The following is an 18,374-nucleotide window of genomic DNA, read 5'->3' as shown; positions in this document are numbered from 1 at the left end:
TGTGATCGTTTGCTGTGGGTGATGAGCGTCCCGCTTGGCGCCTGCGGTCGGGGGCGCGGGCTTGGTCGTGGGTGGGTTGTCAGGGCTGGTCTGACAGGATGCGGTTCAGGTGGTAATCGAGGGTTCGCCGTACGTCGGCGTGGCTTCGGCGATGGTGGAGGAGGTCGATTCCCAGACCGGTGATGCCGCTGACCAGCAGGTCTGCCTCTCGGGCCGGGTCCACTGACGGGCGCGGGCCGGCTGCCAGGATCAGGCCGACTATCAGGTCCTCCAGCGGGCTGTTCTCGTGCAGGAAGACCGCGGCCAGGGCGGGGTCGGTGAGGCTGCGTGCGTAATAAGCCGCCATCACCGCGAGGCTATCGCGGCGGTGTTCGTCGAGCGGAAGCAGCTCTTCGAGGGTGGCGCGCAGCAGGACCCTCGGGTCGTGGGCGTTCCGGAGGGGCGTGATCCGTTGCCGGGCCCGGTGCTCGTTGTCGCGATGGAGCATGGTCAGGGCGCTGACCAGCAGATGTTGTTTGTCGGTGAAGTGATATTGCACCACTCGTGGTGACACTCCGGCCTCGGTGGCGATCTCGCGGATGGTGGCACTTTCCAGGCCTCGTCCGGCGGCGATGCGCCAGACCGCTTCGGCGATCTGACGCCGGCGGGCGGACGGCTTTGGGTTCGGCGCCGGCATCTGTTGCTGCATTGGCTCCTGCCGCGGCCCCGGCCTCTTTGCTTGGCCCGGCCTCGGTCCCTGCGCCGGCCCCGCTCCTGGGCCTGGTCCTGGTCCTGGCTCCGACTCTCGCTCGGTGGGAGCGGCGGGCAGCGGCGGGTTCTTGCGGGATCGGTAGGCGCGGGCCTGGCAGGCGCGTGAGCAGTAGACCGGGCGGCGGCCCCGAGCGGGAGGGCGCGGGACGCTGTCAGAGGGCGAGGGCGAGGGCGAGGGCGAGGGCGAGGTGCGGTCAGCGCCCGGGACGCTGCCGCCCGGGATGCGGTCGGAGCTCGGGATGCGGTCAGGGCCCGGGATGCTGTCGGGACCCGGGATGCGGTCAGGGCTGGGCGGGCTGTCGGCGGTTGGGGGGCGTTCAGGGGATCTGGGTGTCGTGAACTCGGATTGTGTTGGGGGCCGCACTGGGCCACGGCACACCGGGCAGGTTATTTCATCACGCACTTGTTCAGGTTAGCCGTGAGGAATCCGTGACGTATCTGCGGATTTCTGCTTGTGATGTGGATACGGGGGATGGTCTCGTTGATACGTTCGTATCGCAACGGGGGTGAGCCGTGAATGAAGCTTGGTATCGGCTGGCGATGCTGCTGGTGCTTGTTGCCGGGGTCTGGGAAGGTCCTGTGGCGATCGTCTTCTCGCTGCTGGACCGGGATCCGAACTGGTTGACCGCCGCCAACTATCTTGATGCGCCCTGGCGTTACATTGCCGCGGTCGTGGTGGCGGGTGTTGCGTTCGGGATCATTGCGGTGCTTGACATCCGGCACAAGAGGCTGACGGGCGCCGGGCATGAGTGAGGCACCAGGCGGTGCGTGCTAGAGGTTGGTGGCGCGGTGTTCGGCGAGTTCTAGGGTGATGAAGGCGCTGATCATCGCCCGGTAGACCTGCTCGGCCACGTCGGGGGATGCTCCGGCCTCCGTGGACAAGGCTCGGACTCGGGCGATGACCTGATCTACGCGGGCGGGTGCGCGTACAGCATGGTCGTTGGTCTTGAAGGCCGCTGCTCGCCGCACCAAGCGCTCGCGGGCAGCGAGGTGGCGCACCACCTCGGCGTCGAGCGCGTCGATCTGGTCGCGGATGTCGGCGAGGGAGTCGGGCATCCGGCGATCCTTGCACGGACGGTGGTGTGTTGGCACGCTGCGTGATGGGGGTGCCATGAGTAAGGAGATTTTCTTCGATGTGGACGGCGGCTCGTTGGCCGCTTTGGATCACGGTGGGGCTGGGCGGCCGGTGCTGCTGGTGCACGGTACGGGGCATAACGCGGCGGCTTGGGAAGCGGTTGCCGCAGGGCTGGTGGCGGACCATCGGGTAGTCGCGGTCGATCTGCGCGGGCATGGGCACAGCAGTGCTGACTCGGTGAACGCTGAGCAGTATTGGCGTGATCTGGCGGTGGTTGTCGCCGGGCTGGGGTGGGAGCGGCCGCTGCTGGTGGGGCACTCGACTGGGGGTTATGCGGTTACGGCTGTGGTTGCGGCCGGGCTGGTCGAGGCGGCCGGTATCTGTGTTGTCGATGGACTTGTTCTTGATGATCGGGCAGGTGGGGCGGCTGCGCTCGCGGAGATTCGGACGCCGGAGATGGCTGGGCAGTTGCGGCGGGCGTTCGGATATGGGCGGCGATTCGACGCCGGCCAGGGAGATGCGGGCCAGGGAGATGCCGGGCAGCGGGATGCCTGGATTGAGAAGCAGGTGGCGGGGATTGCGACTGACTGGCTCAACGCCGGCGCCGACCCGGAACTCGTGCGGGCGGTGTCAGTACGCCACTTCATCGGCGCCGTCCGGCGGCCTGCGCTTGAGGAGGTCATGGTGACGGCGACCGCCTCGCCGGACGCGCCGATCTTCCCGAGCGTCGACGTCTACGAGCAGGTCTCCTGTCCGATAACGATCGTGCTGCCGGAGCAGGGCTTCTATGCGCCGCGCCGCGCCGAGGTCGCTGCGGTGGTAGCGGCGGCGCCCGGACGTTGTCTCGTTGACATGCCGGGCGGGCACAACGTGGTCATGACGCACCCCGATCTCGTGACGAGCGCCGTCCGGAATGCGACCTTGGGCGGCTGATGGAAGCCGCACGACGGGACCGGGAACGGCGATGGTCAGGGCTGGCCAGGATTCACCGGCCGGCCGCGACCACTGGCGGTCAGGCTACGGCTGTGCCCACTGTGCACGTGTTGGCCTTGACGCTGCCGTTGTCGATGACGCAGACCATGATGGTGACCTCGAAGCCGTCCGTGATGCTCTTGTTGAAGTCCTGCTGGGTGCCCGCTCCGGTGCCCAGGTAGAGGTCGGGCGGGTAGTAGAAGTTGCCGTTGTTGTCCTCGTATGACCAGCTGACGCTGACACCGGCACCGTCGGAGGCGTTGTCATACAGGGTGAAGATCTCGCTGGTGGCGTTGAAGTAGACCTGCCCGGCGTTGGCCACGTAGCCGCCCCAAGCCTTGGTCTTCAGGCGCAGGTTCGTCTCCGCGTGCGCCGGTGCGGCGCCCAGAGTGACCGCCAGAATTGTTGCGGATGCCGCTGCCAGCAGTCCGGTGATTGCCTTCGTGAAAGCCGTGCGCATGTCGTGCCCTCCGTGACTGACGTGCGACCTCATTCGTCCTGTGTGGACGCTCCCGGGATGGTAAGCGTTCATGATCATCAGTGTCTATCCCGTGGGCGTACCCGAGCAGGGGCCGCAGGCGAAGCGCCTGCGGCGACCGAAACGGGTTTAAGAGGCGATAAAAGCCAGCAAATCGGCATGCAGCCGGTCACGATCCGTGTCCGGCAGCGCATGGCCGCTGCCCGCATAGACCTTCAGCGAAGCCCCGGCGATCAATGACGCCGAGCGTGCGCCGCCGACCGCGAGCGGCACGATCTGGTCGTCGTCACCGTGGATGACCAGTGTCGGGACGTCGATCGCCGCGAGATCCGGGCGGAAATCGGTCGCCGAGAACGCGGCTATGCACTCGAACGCCGCGCGGTGGCCGCATGCCATGCTCTGCGCCCAGAACGCGTCGCGAAACCCCTGGTCGACATCGCCCCGGCCGAAGAACGGGCCGTCGGCGAGGTCGCGGTAGAGCTGAGCGCGGTTCGCCTTCTCGCTCGCGCGCAGGGCGTCGAAGACCGAAATCGACATGCCGGAAGGGTTGTCCGCCGTGCGCAGCATCAGCGGCGGGACCGCGCTGACCAGCACCACCTTCGCGACCCGCGCGGTGCCGTAGCGGCCGATGTAGTGGACGATCTCGCCGCCGCCGGTGGAGTGGCCGACCAGGGTGATGCCGGTCAGGTCCAGGCGTTCGACCAGGCAGGACAGGTCGTCGGCGTAGGTGTCCATCTCGTTGCCGTGCCAGGTCTGGCTGGACCGGCCGTGGCCGCGGCGGTCGTGCGCGATGACCCGATGGCCGTGCTCGGCGAGGAAGAGCGCGGCGGCCTCCCACGCGTCGGAGTTCAGCGGCCAGCCGTGGCTGAGGATGACGGGTGTCCCGTCGTGATCACCCCAGTCGCGGTAGAAGATCTGCGCGCCGTCGTCGGCTGTCACCAAAGGCATGACGGTCAGCCTGCCGCCTACCACCCGAAATCGGACCACGTGTCACACGTGGTCGAGCCGATCCGAGAGCTGCCTACGTGACGAGATGCCGAGCTTCTGGAAGACCTTGCGCAGGTGATAGTCGACGGTGTTGACGCTGAGGAAGATGGTCGCGCCGATCTCGGCGTTGGTGCGGCCCGCGGCGGCCAGCTCGGCGACGGTCAGCTCCTGCGGCGTGAGCTGGGCGGGCCGGCCGGGCACCGATTCCTGCCGGGTCTCGCCGGCGGCTTCGAGCTCGCGGGTGGCGCGCACGGTGAACGGGTCCGCGCCGGCACGTTCGAAAAGATCCGCGGCCTTGCGGAGGTGCGGCCTCGCGTCGCGGCGACGCTTGGCGCGTCGCAGCCATTCGCCGTACGCGAGATGGGCCCGACCTTCGTCGATAGCGGCGTAGGCCCCGTCGAGGTCGGCGATCGCGTCGAGAAAGTCCTGCTCGTTTCCGTGGACGACGGCCTGAACACGATGCGCGACGCCGCGAGCCCACCGTGACCCCGAGGCGGCCGCGAGTTCGGTGAGCTGCGCGGCGGTCGTGAAAGCCTCGGCGGTGAACCCGCAGTGCGCTGCGGCCTCGGCGAAGTCCGGCCAGGTGACCGGCGTGACGTGGAAGAACGGGTCGTCGACGAACGGCTTCAGCTTCTGATAGGCCTCCGCGTACCGTCCTTCGGCGATGTCGACAGTGGCGAGCGCCGCCATCGCCGTGGAGTGCACGCCGCCGAAACCCATGGCGTACGTCGCCTCGGCCATCGCCAGTACCTGGGGGCGAGCCGCCTCGGACCAGGCCAGGGTTGCCACGTTGACCACGTGTTCGGCGTCGTACCCGATGGCGCGGCGCAGCTCGCGGACCTGTTCCATGTATTTGAGCGCCTGCCGTGGTGTCCCGCCGAGCGCCTCGGAGAGTGACAGCACCCAGAGCGCGCTGTCCAGCTTCTGCAGCGAGCCGGTGTCCCGGGCGGCGGCCGCGAACTTCTCCAGCAGCCGGTGCCGGGCCTCCGCGTCCCACACCGCGGTTGCCAGGGCGGCCACGCCGTGACCGTAATTGAGCATCGATGCGGGATCCATCCGCTCGTACAGATCGAGGGCGGCCCGGATCGCCGGCACCGCGTCGGGGTACGGCTTGAGGATCAGCGCGCTGATGGCGCGCAGGATGACGGCGGGATCGCCCTCCTTCAGCGCGGCGCCCTCGGCGAACCGGCGGCCCAGCTCGGGCCACTCGATGCCGGCGGTCAGCCGTTCCGGGCTCAGCGCCCACTCCCACGCCTTGATCAGGGCGGCCTGTTCCAGATCGGTGTCGTGGCCGTGGAAGTGCCGGGCCGCCTCCAGGGTGTCCGCGCTGGCCCGGGTCAGGGTGGGCGCGGCCACGAACATCGCGTAATCCGCGCCGATCACGGTGAGCCGCCCGCGCGACACCGGGTCGAGCAGCCCTTCGTCGATCTCGTCGATCAGGTCTTTGGCAAGCTGACTCGTACCGGCCGCGAGCGCGGCCTCGGCCGCGCGGACCAGCCGCGCATATCGCACGCCGCCGGCCGGCGTCAGGGTCGCGGCCTCCATGAGTACGCGTGCCCGCGAGGCGAATCCACCGCGCTCGGCGGCGAGGTCGGCAACCCGTTCCAAGCGCTGCGCGACCTGCTCGTCGGTGCCGAGGGTCGCTTTCGCGGCATGCCACGCGGCGTGCTCGACCAGGTTGAGCTCGTCGGCGCGCACGGACAGGGCGCGGTGCACGCGGCGGCGGTCCTTGCCGAAGGCGGCGTTGTACGCGGCACCGCGGACCAGTGGATGCCGGAACAGCACCGAGCGGCCCAGCTCGACCAGTCCGGCGGTCTCGGCCGTGTCCGCGACGTCGGCGGGCAGCCCCAGGTCACCGGCGACCGCGGTGATCAGGTCGAGGTTGCCGGTGGCGTCGGCCGCGGCGATCAGCAGCCACAGCTGGGCCTCGGCGCCGAGCTTGCGGACCTGGCGCAGGTAGTGCTGTTCCAGGCGGCGGCCGACCGGCAGCGGTTCGTCGCCGAAGCTGGACTCGGTGAGCTGCCGGACAGTCAGCTCGCCGGCCAGGTCCACCAGGGCGAGGGGGTTGCCCGCGGTGGCGGCGAAGACCTGCACGGCCACGGCTGGGTCGATCCGTTCGGGCAGGGTACGCATCAGAAGGCGTACCGCGGCGTCCTGCGGCAGGCCGGTCAGGTGCCGCGCCGGGATGCCGGCGGCCTGGTTCGTCAGAGCGGGGGAGTCGCGGCCGGCGAGCAGCAGGGTCGCCGACTCGGCTTCGAGGCGGCGGGCGACGAACGCGAACACGTCCAGGGACTCGGCGTCGAGGTGATGGGCGTCGTCGATGGCACACACCACCGGGACGGTGTCGCCGGCCGCGCCGAGCAGGCCGAGCACGCCGAGGCCGACGAGGAACCGGTCCGGTGGCGGGCCGTCGGTCTCGCCGGCGGCGACGAGCAGGGCCTGCCGGTGGCGTTCGGGCAGCGCCGGCAGGTGGTCGCGCAGCGGGCGGATCAGCCGCTGGGCCGCCGCGAACGGCATCGTCGACTCGGCCTCGTACCCGTCGACGCGGATCAGCTGGACACCGGTCAGCCTGGCCGTGGCGGTGTCCAGCAGCATCGTCTTGCCGATGCCGGGATCGCCGAGCAGCAGCGTGGAGCCGCCACGGCCGTTGCGGGCGTTACCGATCAGGATCTCGAGCTCGCGCAGTTCCTGGTCGCGGCCCAGCAGACCAGTGGCGTTATCCGGGGGCACGGGCGGTGATCCTAATCGGCCGGTGTTACCGGCAGGGTGAACCAGACCGAGGCGCCCTGCTCGACGTCGAGGTCGAGCCAGATGTGGCCGCCGTGGTACTCGACGATCTTCTTGACGATGGCGAGGCCGATGCCGGTTCCCTCGTACGCGTCGCGGGCGTGCAGCCGCTGGAAGATGACGAACACCTTGTCGGCGAACTGGGCCTCGATGCCGATCCCGTTGTCCCGGACGTTGATCTTCCAGAAGTCGCCGTCCTGCTCGGCGCTGATCCGCACCTCCGGTGGCACGCCGGGCCGCTGGAACTTCAGCGAGTTGCCGATCAGGTTGGCGAACACCGTGCTGATCAGCGGCTCCTCGCCGTGCACCACGGGCAGGTCGGACCAGGTGACGTGCGCGTCGCCGTCGGCCGTGGCGGTGACCACCTCGGTCAGGTCGACCGGGGTGAATCCGGTGGTGATGCGCCCGATCCGGGAGAACGCGAGCAGGTCGTTGATCAGGCGTTGCATGCGCTGGGCGCCGTCGGTGGCGAAGGCGATGTACTGGTCGGCGCGGGCGTCGAGCTGTCCGGCGTACCGCCGCTGCAGCAGCTGGCAGAAGCTGGCGACCTTGCGTAGCGGTTCCTGCAGGTCGTGCGAGGCGACGTACGCGAACTGTTCCAGGTCGCGATTGGACCGGGTCAGCTCGGCGGTCTGTGCCTCCAGCATCTCCTTCGCGGCCTCGACCTGCGCGCGGGCCTCGCGGACCTCGGACAACTCGGTGGCGATCTTGAGGCGCATGCCGTCGACGTCGTCGGCGAGGTCGCGCAGCTCAGGCGAGCCGTCGCTGGTGATCCGGCGGTCGTAGTTGCCGGCCGCGACCTGCCGCACCTGGGCGGCGAAGTCGGTGACCGGCCGGCTGACCAGGCGGTCGAGCAGCAGCAGCATCAGGATGCCGACGACGACCACGATGACCCCGGCGGTGATCTCCAGGACCACCAGCGTCGACCCGGTGCTGCGGGCGGCGTCGACGGCTTCGTTGCGCAGGACCAGGATGTTCGCCTGCAGGTCGGTGACCGAGGTGCGTACCGCGTTGAACCGGGCCGTGCGGGCCGCCTCGTCGAGCTGGACCGGGTCGGAGGCCCCGCCGGTGTCGCCGGAGCCGATGACCGGCTCGGCGACAGTGGTCCGCCAGGCGGTCGACAGCTCGCGGACCTGCCGCACGCTGTCGGCGATCGCGGCGCGGCCGTTGTCCGCGTTGAGCCGCTCGATGTCGGCGAGCAGCTTCTCCTCGGCTTCGCGGCCACGTTCGTACGGTTGCAGGTTCTCCTCGGAGCGGCTGAGGGCGAATCCGCGTACCCCGGTCTCTTGATCGAGGTAGGCCGAGTAGAGCTCCTGGCCGGCGACCCGCATCGGGCCGGTCTTCTCCAGGATGGTGTCCAGGTGGTCGTTGCTGCGAGTGGTGGTGACCACGGTGAGCACGCCGATCACGGCCATGAACACCCCGGCGACCGCGACCAGCGCCGCGACGCGTCGCCGCAGGGTCCAGGTACGTAGTTCGAACCAGGTCATCGGCCCTGCCCTCTCGTGATCAGCAGCATCGCGACGTCGTCGGCCAGGCGACCACCGCTGGCGCGTTCGGCGCGGTCCACCAGCCAGCCCGGCAGCGCCGGCACCGGCACCGGCGGCGTTCGTTGTCCCGCCTCGACGAGCAGCCGGCACAGCCCCGCCTGATCGAGGGGTCCGATCAGCCCATCGGTGTACATCAGCAAAGACCAGTCTTTCGAGGGAAGAGCCATGGGGTACGCGGGGACAGGCCGCGACTCGACGCCCAGCATCAGTCCGGTGCGTGCCGGGAGCAGCGTGGCGGTGCCGCCGGCCAGCAGGACCGGTGGTGGGTGGCCGGCGAGGCGTACCGTCGCTTGGTCGTTGTCGAGGTCCAGGGTCGTCATGGCGACCGTGGTGAACACCTCGCGGATGCGGCGTTCGCTGACCAGGACCTGCTCCAGGGCGGGGATCACCCGGTCGTCCGGCACCCCGGCGAGGACCAGCGCGCGCCAGGCCACCCGCAGCCGGGCGCCCAGGGCGGCGTCGTCGGCGCCGTGCCCGCCGACGTCGCCGACGATGGCGCGCAGGGTCTGCCCGGTCTGCACCACGTCGTAGAAGTCGCCGCCGAGCAGGCCTTCGGCCCGGCCCGACCGATAGAAGGTGTGCACCTGGACGGTCGTCGACGACATCAGGGGTTTCGGGAGCAGGCCGCGTTCGAGGCGGGCCGACTCGGCCTGCAGCAGCTCGACGTCGTGCAGCCGGTGGGCGTTCTCGTCGGCGCGTTTGCGTTCTACCGCGTACCGCAGGGCGCGGCCGAGCAGCAGCCCGTCGACCTGCCCCTTGATCAGGTAGTCCTGGGCGCCCTCGGCGACGGCGACCATGCCGAGGTGCTCGTCGGAGCGGCCGGTGAGCACACACACCGCCGCGCTGCCCGCCATCGCGAGCAGTCGGCGCAGGCCGTCGATGCCCTCGGCGTCGGGCAGGCCGAGGTCGAGCAGCACACAGTCGGTGTTCGCGAGCAAGGTCTGTGCCTGAGCGAGGCTGGCCGCGACGGCCAGGTCGAACGCGCCGGCGCTGTCACTGAGCAGCTCGCCGACGAGGAAGGCGTCACCCGGGTCGTCCTCGACGAGCAGGACCCGCAGCCGCGTGCCGGTCACCGCATTGTGGCGTCGGCGGGCGCTGACGCGTACTCAATGGTGTTGATGTTGTGATCCTTTCCCGCGGGCTGCCGGAGAAGTATGGCCCATGGGGGCCGCGGACTATTTGTCAGACAGCAAATGATGTCCGATTCGGGATCACTCAGACGGCTTAGCGGGGTGCGGGTCGCTGCCGATGAGTATCTGGGTGGCGTGACTCGGTGACGTGTCGAGGAGGGCGGCGTAGGTGACGCAGTCGGTGCTGAACCGGCCTGACCGGGGCGAACCGGTCGATGTCGCCGTCCTGCGCGCGAGTGAGCCCGAACCCGTCACCGAACTGGACGCCGCGCGGCACGCCCGGCACATCCGGTTGTGGTGGATGTGGCTCGCCGCCGCGCTGGTGTACTGCGTCGGGCAGCTGTTCACCACCCTGACCGACCCGGTCGGCGCCACCATGGCGTTCGCCATGCCGGTGCTGTTCGCCGTGGGGATCGCTGCCGGTGTACGCCTGAACCGGCCGAAACCGTCCGCACCCTGGCTGATGCTGGCGGCAGCCGGACTGGTCACCGTCGCCGGATACTGCCTCTGGGTGGCCGGCGCGAGCACCGTCGCGTTCACGGTGTTCCTGCTCGTCTATCCGATGGAGGCCGTGGCGCTGCTGCTGATCGTCCGCGGCGCTTCCTGGCGGCGCGACCGGGCCGGGATGCTGGACACCGCGATGATCTGCGTCGGGCTCGGGCTGGCCTGCTGGCTGCTGGTGATCACCCCGCTGATGCGGCTGGACGACTCGTTGCCCGGTGACGTGCTGTCCGCGCTGTTCCCGTTCGGTGATGTGCTGCTGCTCGGCGTACTGATCCGGTTCTTCACCTCCCGGGGCCAGCGCAACGCCGCGTTCTGGCAGATGAGCGCCTCGGTGCTGCTGCAGACCGTGACACACATGTCCACCCTGATTCCGCTGATCTTCGCGGTCACCGTGCCTGATCTGCAGCCGCTGACCTCGTTCGCCGCGTTCCTGATGGCGGGCGCGGCGATCCACCCGTCGATGCGGATCCTCACCGGGCGGCCGCTGCGCCCGGTCACCGAGATGTCGCCCCGGCGGGTGATGCTGGTCAATCTGGCCTGTATGGCCGCGCCGGCGCTGCTGCTCGCCCAGGGCTTCCTGCAGGACGGCAAGGTCGACTGGATCGCGGCCGGTATCGGCTGCATCCTTCTGTTCGCGCTGGTCTCGCTGCGGATGGTCGACCTGGTGGGACAGGTGCAGGACAAGGCTCGCCAGCTCGACGCGGTGGCGCACATCGACGCGCTCACCACACTGCCCAATCGGCGGGCGTGGGATCTGGAGCTGTATCGGCGGATCGCCGCCGCACGCCGGCACGGTAATGCCGTCGTGGTCGCGATCATCGACCTTGATCACTTCAAGCGGTACAACGACGAACACGGTCATCAGGGTGGGGACGAGCTGCTGACCGATGCGGCGGCTGCCTGGCGTACGCAGGTGCGGCCGGAGGATCTGCTCGCGCGGTACGGCGGCGAGGAGTTCGGGGCGATCCTGGACCATGCGCGGCTGGCCGATGCTGACCGGATCATCGAGAGGCTGCAGGCGGTGACGCCGCTGGGGCAGACGTTCTCGGCGGGGGCTGCTCAATGGGACGGCAGCGAGACCCCGGAGGAACTGGTGGCGCGGGCGGACGCGGCGTTGTACGCGGCCAAGCGGGCCGGGCGGGACCGGCTCTACGTTTCCAGCACACGCTGAAGCGCCCGGCGTTTCGTGTCCGGGCGCTTCAGCGTGTTGCTCAGACCAGGGGTTTTGTGGCGTACTCGTACGTGGGCTCCGGGGTGGTGGTGGCCGGCTTCGCACCGCTCAGCTTGGCGTTGACCTTCTCGGTGCCGGTGTTGAGCAGCGCCTTCGCCTTTTCCTGCGCCTGGATCACGCGGGGGTTCGCGCTGGCCTGGCGGGCGGTCGCGGCGATCTGCTCGAACTTCTCACGGCCGGCACGCGTGCCGAGCACGTAGCCCACGGCGAAACCGGCGGCAAGCTTGAAAACCTTCACGATTGTTCTCTCCTTCAGCCTGCTTCGTCTTGCCTACGTACAGAAGCGTGCCCAGCCCTCCGCACAGCGAAACCGTTCCGGTGGGTGATTTAGGAGCCAGGGGTACGGGATTCGGTAGGGTCGCTGCCTGATGACACAGCGATGCGGCGACCGAGCGACGTTCGCGGTGGAGGTCGGCGGGGTGGCAACGCCGGGGATGCGAGTCGTTGATCTGTGGGCCGCGGGCAGGCGGCTGACCGTCGACGACAACGCGGCCTATGTTCCGTCGCTCCTCCTCTACATGCGAATCGATGCGCAGCGGGAGGTCGCGGCATGTCCCTTTCCTGGCCGCTCGCCGACGGAGGTCTTCCGGCTGCTGGACGAGGATGAGACTGAGCTTCGTGAGCGGTTCCGGTTCCTGCAGTGGACCGAGATCGTCGACAACGTGACGGCTTTCGCGTACCGGGACGGCGACCTGGTGATCGTCTTCGGGTTCTGGCGGGAGAGCCATCCCGTACCGGAGGAGGTGGGCCAGGTCTTCACCACCAGAATCCGACCCTCGGAGTTCGCAGCGATCGTCGAGCAAGCAGCCGACCTGCTGGCCGCCGAGCCCAGTCGGTGACCCGGCAATGAAATCCAGTTCGTCCTGGAGCCCGTAGACCGGGTGTCGCCGTGGGGCAAAGACCGGCGGACATTGCCCTGGTGGATTGTCACGCTCATGGGCAATCATTTCTTGATTTGAAAATCGGGCGGGGATGCTCGTCGAGTACTGCTTGGCTGCGGACAATTAGAGTATGGCGCAGCAGCTCGCTTTGTTTCCGACGAGGCATCTTCGGGATCGGACGCTGCGCCGCAATTATTCCGCGGCGGCTGAGGATTTCCGGCGGGAGCACGAGCGTCATCGTTCGTGGGGTTTAGAGCAACGGCATGCCCGCCGCCTGCGCCAGTTGCAGGATCCTGGTGACCGCGGTTCCGAGGGGGCTGCCGGCGATGCTTGTCCGCCGGTTTCGCCGGGTGATCCCGATCAGAGTTGCGCTCTGGAATCCGTGGGGCCGGCGCTGGCGGCTGAGCCTATCCCGGTGGGACCCGCACTTTCCGTGACGGGAGAAGAGGCAGGTCAAGATGGGTCTAACCAGGCCATCCGAGATCCTCTAGGCGAGGGCGAGGGCGAGGGCGAGGGCGAGGGCGAGGGCGAGGGCAAGGGCGAGGGCGAGGGCGAGGGCGAGGGCAAGGGCAAGGGCAAGGGCAAGGGCAAGGGCAAGGCTGGGGGTCGGGTGTCGAGGCCTGGCATCTCACGTACCGCCGAGCGACCCGGGCAAATCAAACGCTCAGTTCAACGGTTCTTGGGACAGCGACGCTCAGGCCGGCGGCCCGCGCTCGGCAGGCCCGGACCTGCCGTTCGTATTCAACAGCGCGGCTATATCGGCATACTTCTGTCACTGTGGACTGATGCCGTTGATCGGCAAATGAATCGCCACCGAAAACCGCGCATTCGCGAACGCGGGCCGCCGGGAAAATAGGGTCGGCACCGCATTAAATGGTCCGGTATCCCTCGGACACGAGGAGCCCAGCCAGGGTACGACGCAGCGTGGACGTGCCCGAACGTCGCAGGTGGTTGCTCAGGATCCGGCGCCGCAGATTCGTCGCGAGGCCGATATAGAGCAGTCGCAGCGACGGGGCGTTCTCGTTCGGAGGCCCGGGCAGGTCGGGAAAGACCGAAGGCGCAGCCCACCACGCGTAAACGCCGCTGCCACGACTGAGTTCGTTGACAGCGTCAGAGAGCTTGACCGGCACGCTGGTCAGCAGTCGATGAGCCTCGGAAATCCGAGCGTGATTGGTGGGTAGGTCGTTCATCAGCTCGCCCTCAGACAGGGTCAGGTACGCCCGACCCGCTTCAGCATGGGCTCACCCCTCTGCGCGGAGACTACCGGCGTCAGGACGGCACCACCACCGGCAATGAGACGTGAAGCTTGCGGATCTGGATGATCTAAAACTCGGCCTGGTTCGGCGATGAGTTTTGGGTTGGGCGCTGGTCTACCGTTTATGACTGTGACTGAACCTGTGAAGGGCCCGGCCAGCTACTTTCCGTCGATCGAGAAGAAGTACGGGAAGCCGATCCCGTACTGGAAGGACCTCATCCGGGCGTCGCCGCTGGCCCGGCACAGCGAGCTGGTCGCCTGGCTGAAGGCCGAGCACGGCCTGGGGCACGGGCACGCCAACGCACTGGTGGCACACACCCTGGCCGAGACGAAAAGCTGACAGCCCGGACGAAGCCGACCGCATCGGGATCGGCTGAGGCCGGCTTCACGCCGAGGCCAGGACCGGCACCGTCGCCGCCGGCAGGGTGAACGTGAAGCACGAGCCGCCGCCCGGATTGTCCGACGCGCTGATGGTGCCGCCGTGCCGCTCCACGATGCGCTGGCAGATTGCCAGGCCTAATCCCGTACCCAAGAAGTTGCTTGAGGTGTGGGCGCGGTGGAAGTTTCCGAAGATGGCGGCGTGCTGGCCGTGCGGGATCCCGATGCCGTTGTCGGCGATCGTGAACGTGACGAGATCGCCGGCCCGGTGGGCGTCGATGGTCAGGAACGGTGTCACGCCGGGCGCGGTGTATTTGATCGCGTTGCCGATCAGGTTGTCCAGCAGTTGCCGCAGCAGCACCGGATCGGCCGCGACCGGGGGAAGTGCGCCGATGGAGAACTTCGGTTCCACCTTGCCCGCCGCGACCGCCGCATCCGCGCGGGCACTCGTCACATCGGTGACCAGCTCGAAGGTGTCCACCGGGATCGGCGAGGCGGTCGCCTGGCGGGCTGTCGTGTAGGCGAGCAACCCGTCGATGAGACCTCGCATCCGCGCCGACGTCCGGCTGAGCCGGTCGAGATCGTCCAGGGCCTGTTCCAGGCTCGGGTGCGGGGGAGCGGCGGCGACCGACTCGTGCACCGCCGAGGTCCAGCCGTCAACTCCCGCCAGCGGGTTGAGCAGGTCGTGGGCGACGACACCGGCGAAATTCGTGAGTTCGTCGCGGTGCCGGTGCTCGGCGGTGACGTCGTGGAAGAGCACCACCGCGCGGTGGCTGCCGTCCGGACGGGGCAGAGCGGTGGCGTTGACCTTGACGAACCGGCCTTCCGGCACGCCGGCGTTGCGGACCAGCATCTCCACGCCGTGCACGTCCTGCCCGGCCAGGGCCTGCAGATAGGCGAGATCGTTGTCCGGGAACGGGGTGCCGTCGACGTGGTAGAGCCCGTAGAACTCGGCGCCGGCCATCCGGTCTCCGGGGCTGGTCACGCCGCCGAGGAGCGTACTGACGGCGGGGTTTCGCAGTGAGACACGGCCGTCCGGTTCGATCACCGCGAGGCCGTCAGCCATCGAGTCGATGATGGCTCTGAGCAGGTCTTTATCCCGGGCGAGCTGGTTGTGCAGGTGGCGGCGTTCGTCGCGGCCGAGGGCGAGGGCGAGACCGACGACGCAGACCAGGGCGACGAACAGCTGCACGATGACGGCGCGCACCGCGGAGTCCGCGACGTCGGCGAACGGCCCGGAGCCGCCGAGGGTGTACTGCACGGCGATCGCCCCGACCACCGAGTTGTGCAGCAGCACGAACGGCGACGACAGCCGGGTGGCGACCAGGACCGTCCAGCCGAGCAGGGCGAACGACAGCGGCAGCCGGTCCTCGTAGGCGAAACCGGCGAGATAGGCGGCGGTGGTGCAGGCGACGATGCCGACGTATTCCACGACCCGCCACCGCGACGTGCGCGGCCAGAAAGCACGCCATGAACCTCGATGGCTCAGCGCCGCACCCGCGAACATCCCCGCCGACCCGATGATCAGGATGCTGGCGGTGTTGCGGGCGAGGCTCAGCACCGCGAGTTCCAGGGGGTAGCTGCTCTTGTCCAGCCATTCGCCGAGCGATCCGATGGCGCATCCGCAGACGCTCGCGCCGAACCCCGCGCCGAGCAGCGCCCACAGATCACGCGGCGCGCGCATCGGCTCCCGGCCGCCGCCACCCCACAGGCCGGGTCTCCACCGCGACAGCAGCACGCCGAACATGGTCGCCTGCACGATCCCCGCAACCCCGAACCCCGCGGCCTGCACCGGATGAGCGTCGGTCGCCAGCATCACCGCGGCCAAGACCAACGGCAACACCACAAAATCCACCCATTTCGTACGCGCAAAGCGCTGCGCGCACCACCAGATCGCCCCGACGCCCGCGGCCGGCCACACCAGCGACGTGCCGGCATGGTCTAGGGCACTGCGGCGCCCGATGTACACCGCCACCCCGAAGAACAGGGCGAACAGCACGGTGCGGGCCAGTGCGAGCCGGTAACTCACCTCCCCTTATCGGCGCTGCCCGGCGGTCGCTGAGTTGGTGCGGATCGCCTGGATTAAAACGAGTCTTTCGGGGAAGAGGACCGGCGCCTGCACGCCGGCGACGGCCAGGGTGCGGCCGCTGAGCTCGACTCCGTGGTCCCACCAGGGCAAACGGTTCCCGCCGGGTGCGCGGATCTCATCGGCCGGGGCCAGCGGGGCGAGGCGGTAGACGGCGTGCGGGTCGAGGCCGGGAAGGCGTACCCGACCCGGGGGTGACCAGACCGGGGTGGCCGTGGTCGCCAGGGTGAAGACGGCCTCGGAGAGGTCGTCGGCGACGACGCCGTGCACCCACAGCGACGGGTCCGGGTGGTCGGAGCGCACGACCGTGCCGTGGTGAAGCAGGCCGCGGAGCCGTTTGTAGAGCCGGATCCACTCGGCGAGGCGTTCCCGGTCGTCCGGGCCGGCCTTGGTGAGGTCCCATTCGATGCCGAAGTGGCCGAACAGCGCGGTCCCGGCCCGGAAATCGAGAGTGTGTACCCGGCCGGTGGTGTGCGAGACGGTCGGGCCGACGTGCGCGCCGACCATCTCGGGCGGCACGAGCAGGCCGGTCCACCGCTGGATGGCCTGGCGTTCCAGGGCGTCGTTGCAGTCGCTGGCCCAGATCCGGTCGGTGCGTTCGAGAATGCCGAGGTCGACCCGGGAGCCGCCGGACGAGCAGGACTCGATCTCGACGCCGGGATGCCGGGCGCGCAGTTCGTCGAGCAGCCGGTACACCTGCAGGGTCTGCGTGTGCACGCCGGCTTCGCCACCGGGGGAGTGGCCGGCGTCGATCAGGTCCCGGTTGTGGTCCCACTTGAGGTACTCGATGTCGTACTCCGTCAGCAGCGCGTCGAGGCGCTCCAGCAGATAGGCGTACGCCTGCTCGTGCCCCAGATCGAGGACCTGCTGGTGACGGGCCTCGGGTGGGAGCCGGCCGCCGGTCGCCAGGATCCACTCCGGGTGGGCGCGGGCCAGATCCGAGTCGACGTTGATCATCTCGGGTTCGACCCAGAGCCCGAACCCCATACCGAGAGCGCGGACGTGGTCGACGAGCGGGTGCAGGCCCTTGGGCCAGACGGTCTCGTCGACGTACCAGTCACCGAGACCGGCCCGGTCGTTGCGGCGGTGCCGGAACCAGCCGTCGTCGAGCACGAACCGTTCCACGCCGACCTGCGCCGCGACGTCGGCCAGCGCGGTCAGCTTGGTGAGGTCGTGGTCGAAGTAGACCGCCTCCCAGGTGTTCAGGATGACCGGCCGCGGCGTGCGCGGGTGCTGCGGCCGCGATCGCAGATAGCGGTGGAAGCGGTGCGACAACGCGTCGAGGCCGGAGCCGTAGGAGCCGTAGAGCCACGGGCTGCGGTACGACGCACCGGGCGCGAGCCGGACCTCGCCGGAGAGCAACAGCTCACCGCCGCCGAGCAGGGAGACGCCGGTGGAGGTGCGTTCGGCGAGCGTCCGGTGGTTGCCGCTCCAGGCCACGTGAACGCCCCAGACCTCGCCCGACCGGAACCCTAACCCGGTCTCGCCGGCCGCGAGAATGTACGAGGAATCCGCGCCGGTGCGGCCACGCCGGTTCTCCCGCAGCCGGGTGCCGACGGTGAACGGCTGCCGCTGCGGGATGCGTTCCCGCTTGTGCCGGCCGGTGAAGTCGAGGATCTCACCGGCCTCGGTGGGTACCGGGAACGTGGGGGTGAGGCTGTCGACCTGGAACACCGAGCCGGGGTCGTCGTTGGTGACAGTGGCCCGCTGGCGCAGCAGGCCGTCCTCGGTCATCTCGATCTCGATCAGCAGGGAGAGGCCGGCGTCGGCGTCGCGGGCGTGGACGGCGAGCCGCCGCGGTTCCTGGCTCACCTGCGTGGTTTCGAAGAACGTGGAGAACGCGCGCCCGTCCCGGTGCCCGGTCAGGCCCGGCGTCCCGGTCCAGCCGGCCGACTGCTCGGGCAGCAGGCTGACCGGCACGGCCTCATCGATGGTGTTGGAGACCGGCTGCGGGATCGAGGCGAGCTTCAATGGCGCGGGATCCAGGTCGCCGATATCGGCGCCCCAGTGCAGGATCCGCGGCAGGCGAGGACCGGTGTGGTCCAGCACCAGGCTCACTCCACCGGCACGCCAGTGCAGCAGCTCATCCATCACAGGTACGGGCAGTCCCAGAGCGGCTCGGTGGGTTCGATGACCACGACCTCGAGGCTGTCCGCCTCGGTGTGGTCGGCGGGCAGCGGCGGGCCGGCAGCGAGCAGGGAGAACGCCGCGACGAGCGCCACGGCTGCCGTCGCCAGCAAGGTTCGTTCGCGCACAGTGTGTCCTCTCGCCGGTCGTACATCGTTTCAACCGTGCACTAGCCAGTCAACC

At 69.1% G+C, this 18,374-nt stretch carries 18 protein-coding genes; 6 read left to right on the top strand and 12 right to left on the bottom strand.

Going from position 1 to position 18,374, the window contains the following annotated elements; translation table 11 throughout:
* Positions 1-79 precede the first annotated feature (79 nt).
* Positions 80-688 carry a TetR/AcrR family transcriptional regulator gene (locus B0I29_RS31620; protein WP_181558069.1) on the bottom strand — a complete coding sequence of 203 codons (609 nt, stop codon included), beginning with the start codon at positions 686-688 and terminating at the stop codon, positions 80-82.
* A 575-nt stretch (positions 689-1,263) separates the two neighbouring features.
* On the opposite strand from B0I29_RS31620, the gene B0I29_RS31610 reads away from it, so the two are divergent.
* Complete coding sequence (locus B0I29_RS31610; protein ID WP_146616941.1) at positions 1,264-1,503, top strand: hypothetical protein; 240 nt, start codon at positions 1,264-1,266, stop codon at positions 1,501-1,503.
* Between the two features lie 18 nt (positions 1,504-1,521).
* Here B0I29_RS31610 and B0I29_RS31605 read toward each other — a convergent pair whose 3' ends face one another.
* Complete coding sequence (locus B0I29_RS31605; protein ID WP_111652763.1) at positions 1,522-1,806, bottom strand: chorismate mutase; 285 nt, start codon at positions 1,804-1,806, stop codon at positions 1,522-1,524.
* Positions 1,807-1,861: 55 nt separating this feature from the next.
* Between B0I29_RS31605 and B0I29_RS31600 the strand changes: the two genes are divergently transcribed.
* Positions 1,862-2,758, top strand: a complete 897-nt coding sequence (locus tag B0I29_RS31600; RefSeq protein ID WP_111652762.1) for an alpha/beta fold hydrolase — start codon at positions 1,862-1,864, stop codon at positions 2,756-2,758.
* A gap of 79 nt (positions 2,759-2,837) precedes the next feature.
* Here the strand turns inward: B0I29_RS31600 and B0I29_RS31595 are convergent, their stop codons facing one another.
* The 5 genes from B0I29_RS31595 to B0I29_RS31575 form a co-directional block, all read right to left on the bottom strand.
* Complete coding sequence (locus tag B0I29_RS31595) at positions 2,838-3,257, bottom strand: hypothetical protein (RefSeq protein ID WP_111652761.1); 420 nt, start codon at positions 3,255-3,257, stop codon at positions 2,838-2,840.
* 147 nt (positions 3,258-3,404) lie between these two features.
* Positions 3,405-4,223, bottom strand: a complete 819-nt coding sequence (locus tag B0I29_RS31590; RefSeq protein ID WP_111652911.1) for an alpha/beta fold hydrolase — start codon at positions 4,221-4,223, stop codon at positions 3,405-3,407.
* A 42-nt stretch (positions 4,224-4,265) separates the two neighbouring features.
* Positions 4,266-6,992: a helix-turn-helix transcriptional regulator gene (locus B0I29_RS31585; protein WP_111652760.1), complete on the bottom strand. Its 2,727-nt coding sequence runs from the start codon at positions 6,990-6,992 to the stop codon at positions 4,266-4,268.
* Positions 6,993-7,003: 11 nt separating this feature from the next.
* Complete coding sequence (locus B0I29_RS31580) at positions 7,004-8,539, bottom strand: sensor histidine kinase (protein ID WP_111652759.1); 1,536 nt, start codon at positions 8,537-8,539, stop codon at positions 7,004-7,006.
* Positions 8,536-9,672, bottom strand: a complete 1,137-nt coding sequence (locus tag B0I29_RS31575) for a PP2C family protein-serine/threonine phosphatase (RefSeq protein WP_111652758.1) — start codon at positions 9,670-9,672, stop codon at positions 8,536-8,538. Before B0I29_RS31575 ends, B0I29_RS31580 begins: the two co-directional genes overlap by 4 nt.
* Positions 9,673-9,898: 226 nt before the next feature.
* Between B0I29_RS31575 and B0I29_RS31570 the strand changes: the two genes are divergently transcribed.
* Positions 9,899-11,404, top strand: coding sequence for a GGDEF domain-containing protein (locus tag B0I29_RS31570; RefSeq protein ID WP_111652757.1), 1,506 nt, complete (start codon positions 9,899-9,901; stop codon positions 11,402-11,404).
* A gap of 40 nt (positions 11,405-11,444) precedes the next feature.
* Here the strand turns inward: B0I29_RS31570 and B0I29_RS31565 are convergent, their stop codons facing one another.
* On the bottom strand, positions 11,445-11,702 hold the full coding sequence (locus B0I29_RS31565; protein ID WP_111652756.1) for a hypothetical protein: 258 nt from the start codon (positions 11,700-11,702) through the stop codon (positions 11,445-11,447).
* A gap of 130 nt (positions 11,703-11,832) precedes the next feature.
* On the opposite strand from B0I29_RS31565, the gene B0I29_RS31560 reads away from it, so the two are divergent.
* Positions 11,833-12,303: a hypothetical protein gene (locus tag B0I29_RS31560; protein WP_111652755.1), complete on the top strand. Its 471-nt coding sequence runs from the start codon at positions 11,833-11,835 to the stop codon at positions 12,301-12,303.
* Between the two features lie 172 nt (positions 12,304-12,475).
* Positions 12,476-13,201: a hypothetical protein gene (locus tag B0I29_RS46015; protein ID WP_181558068.1), complete on the top strand. Its 726-nt coding sequence runs from the start codon at positions 12,476-12,478 to the stop codon at positions 13,199-13,201.
* A gap of 13 nt (positions 13,202-13,214) precedes the next feature.
* Here B0I29_RS46015 and B0I29_RS31550 read toward each other — a convergent pair whose 3' ends face one another.
* Positions 13,215-13,535 carry a GIY-YIG nuclease family protein gene (locus B0I29_RS31550; RefSeq protein WP_245972862.1) on the bottom strand — a complete coding sequence of 107 codons (321 nt, stop codon included), beginning with the start codon at positions 13,533-13,535 and terminating at the stop codon, positions 13,215-13,217.
* A 195-nt stretch (positions 13,536-13,730) separates the two neighbouring features.
* On the opposite strand from B0I29_RS31550, the gene B0I29_RS31545 reads away from it, so the two are divergent.
* Positions 13,731-13,940: a DUF4287 domain-containing protein gene (locus tag B0I29_RS31545; RefSeq protein ID WP_181558067.1), complete on the top strand. Its 210-nt coding sequence runs from the start codon at positions 13,731-13,733 to the stop codon at positions 13,938-13,940.
* A gap of 45 nt (positions 13,941-13,985) precedes the next feature.
* On the opposite strand, the gene B0I29_RS31540 is transcribed toward B0I29_RS31545, so the two are convergent.
* Genes B0I29_RS31540 through B0I29_RS46010 form a run of 3 tightly spaced genes read right to left on the bottom strand, consistent with a single transcriptional unit; the run spans position 13,986 to position 18,319 of the window.
* Complete coding sequence (locus tag B0I29_RS31540) at positions 13,986-16,007, bottom strand: ATP-binding protein (RefSeq protein WP_111652752.1); 2,022 nt, start codon at positions 16,005-16,007, stop codon at positions 13,986-13,988.
* A 6-nt stretch (positions 16,008-16,013) separates the two neighbouring features.
* Positions 16,014-18,155: an alpha-galactosidase gene (locus B0I29_RS31535; protein WP_111652910.1), complete on the bottom strand. Its 2,142-nt coding sequence runs from the start codon at positions 18,153-18,155 to the stop codon at positions 16,014-16,016.
* Complete coding sequence (locus B0I29_RS46010; RefSeq protein WP_181558066.1) at positions 18,155-18,319, bottom strand: hypothetical protein; 165 nt, start codon at positions 18,317-18,319, stop codon at positions 18,155-18,157. The genes B0I29_RS31535 and B0I29_RS46010 overlap by 1 nt, the downstream gene beginning before the upstream one ends.
* Positions 18,320-18,374: the final 55 nt, after the last annotated feature.

The sequence above is a fragment of the Actinoplanes lutulentus genome, assembly GCF_003259845.1.
Lineage (GTDB): Bacteria > Actinomycetota > Actinomycetes > Mycobacteriales > Micromonosporaceae > Actinoplanes > Actinoplanes lutulentus.
The sequence above is the reverse complement of the archived record's forward strand: the minus strand, read 5'-3'. Positions and strand labels throughout refer to the sequence as shown.

What these genes read in the sequence shown, in the direction of transcription:
- B0I29_RS46015 (WP_181558068.1), top strand. Translation starts at nt 12,476, where the DNA reads ATGGCGCAGCAGCTCGCTTTGTTTCCGACGAGGCATCTTCGGGATCGG.
- B0I29_RS31605 (WP_111652763.1), bottom strand. Translation starts at nt 1,806, where the DNA reads ATGCCCGACTCCCTCGCCGACATCCGCGACCAGATCGACGCGCTCGAC.
- B0I29_RS31560 (WP_111652755.1), top strand. Translation starts at nt 11,833, where the DNA reads ATGACACAGCGATGCGGCGACCGAGCGACGTTCGCGGTGGAGGTCGGC.
- B0I29_RS31595 (WP_111652761.1), bottom strand. Translation starts at nt 3,257, where the DNA reads ATGCGCACGGCTTTCACGAAGGCAATCACCGGACTGCTGGCAGCGGCA.
- B0I29_RS31580 (WP_111652759.1), bottom strand. Translation starts at nt 8,539, where the DNA reads ATGACCTGGTTCGAACTACGTACCTGGACCCTGCGGCGACGCGTCGCG.
- B0I29_RS31600 (WP_111652762.1), top strand. Translation starts at nt 1,862, where the DNA reads ATGAGTAAGGAGATTTTCTTCGATGTGGACGGCGGCTCGTTGGCCGCT.
- B0I29_RS31550 (WP_245972862.1), bottom strand. Translation starts at nt 13,535, where the DNA reads ATGAACGACCTACCCACCAATCACGCTCGGATTTCCGAGGCTCATCGA.
- B0I29_RS31535 (WP_111652910.1), bottom strand. Translation starts at nt 18,155, where the DNA reads ATGGATGAGCTGCTGCACTGGCGTGCCGGTGGAGTGAGCCTGGTGCTG.
- B0I29_RS31620 (WP_181558069.1), bottom strand. Translation starts at nt 688, where the DNA reads ATGCAGCAACAGATGCCGGCGCCGAACCCAAAGCCGTCCGCCCGCCGG.
- B0I29_RS31590 (WP_111652911.1), bottom strand. Translation starts at nt 4,223, where the DNA reads ATGCCTTTGGTGACAGCCGACGACGGCGCGCAGATCTTCTACCGCGAC.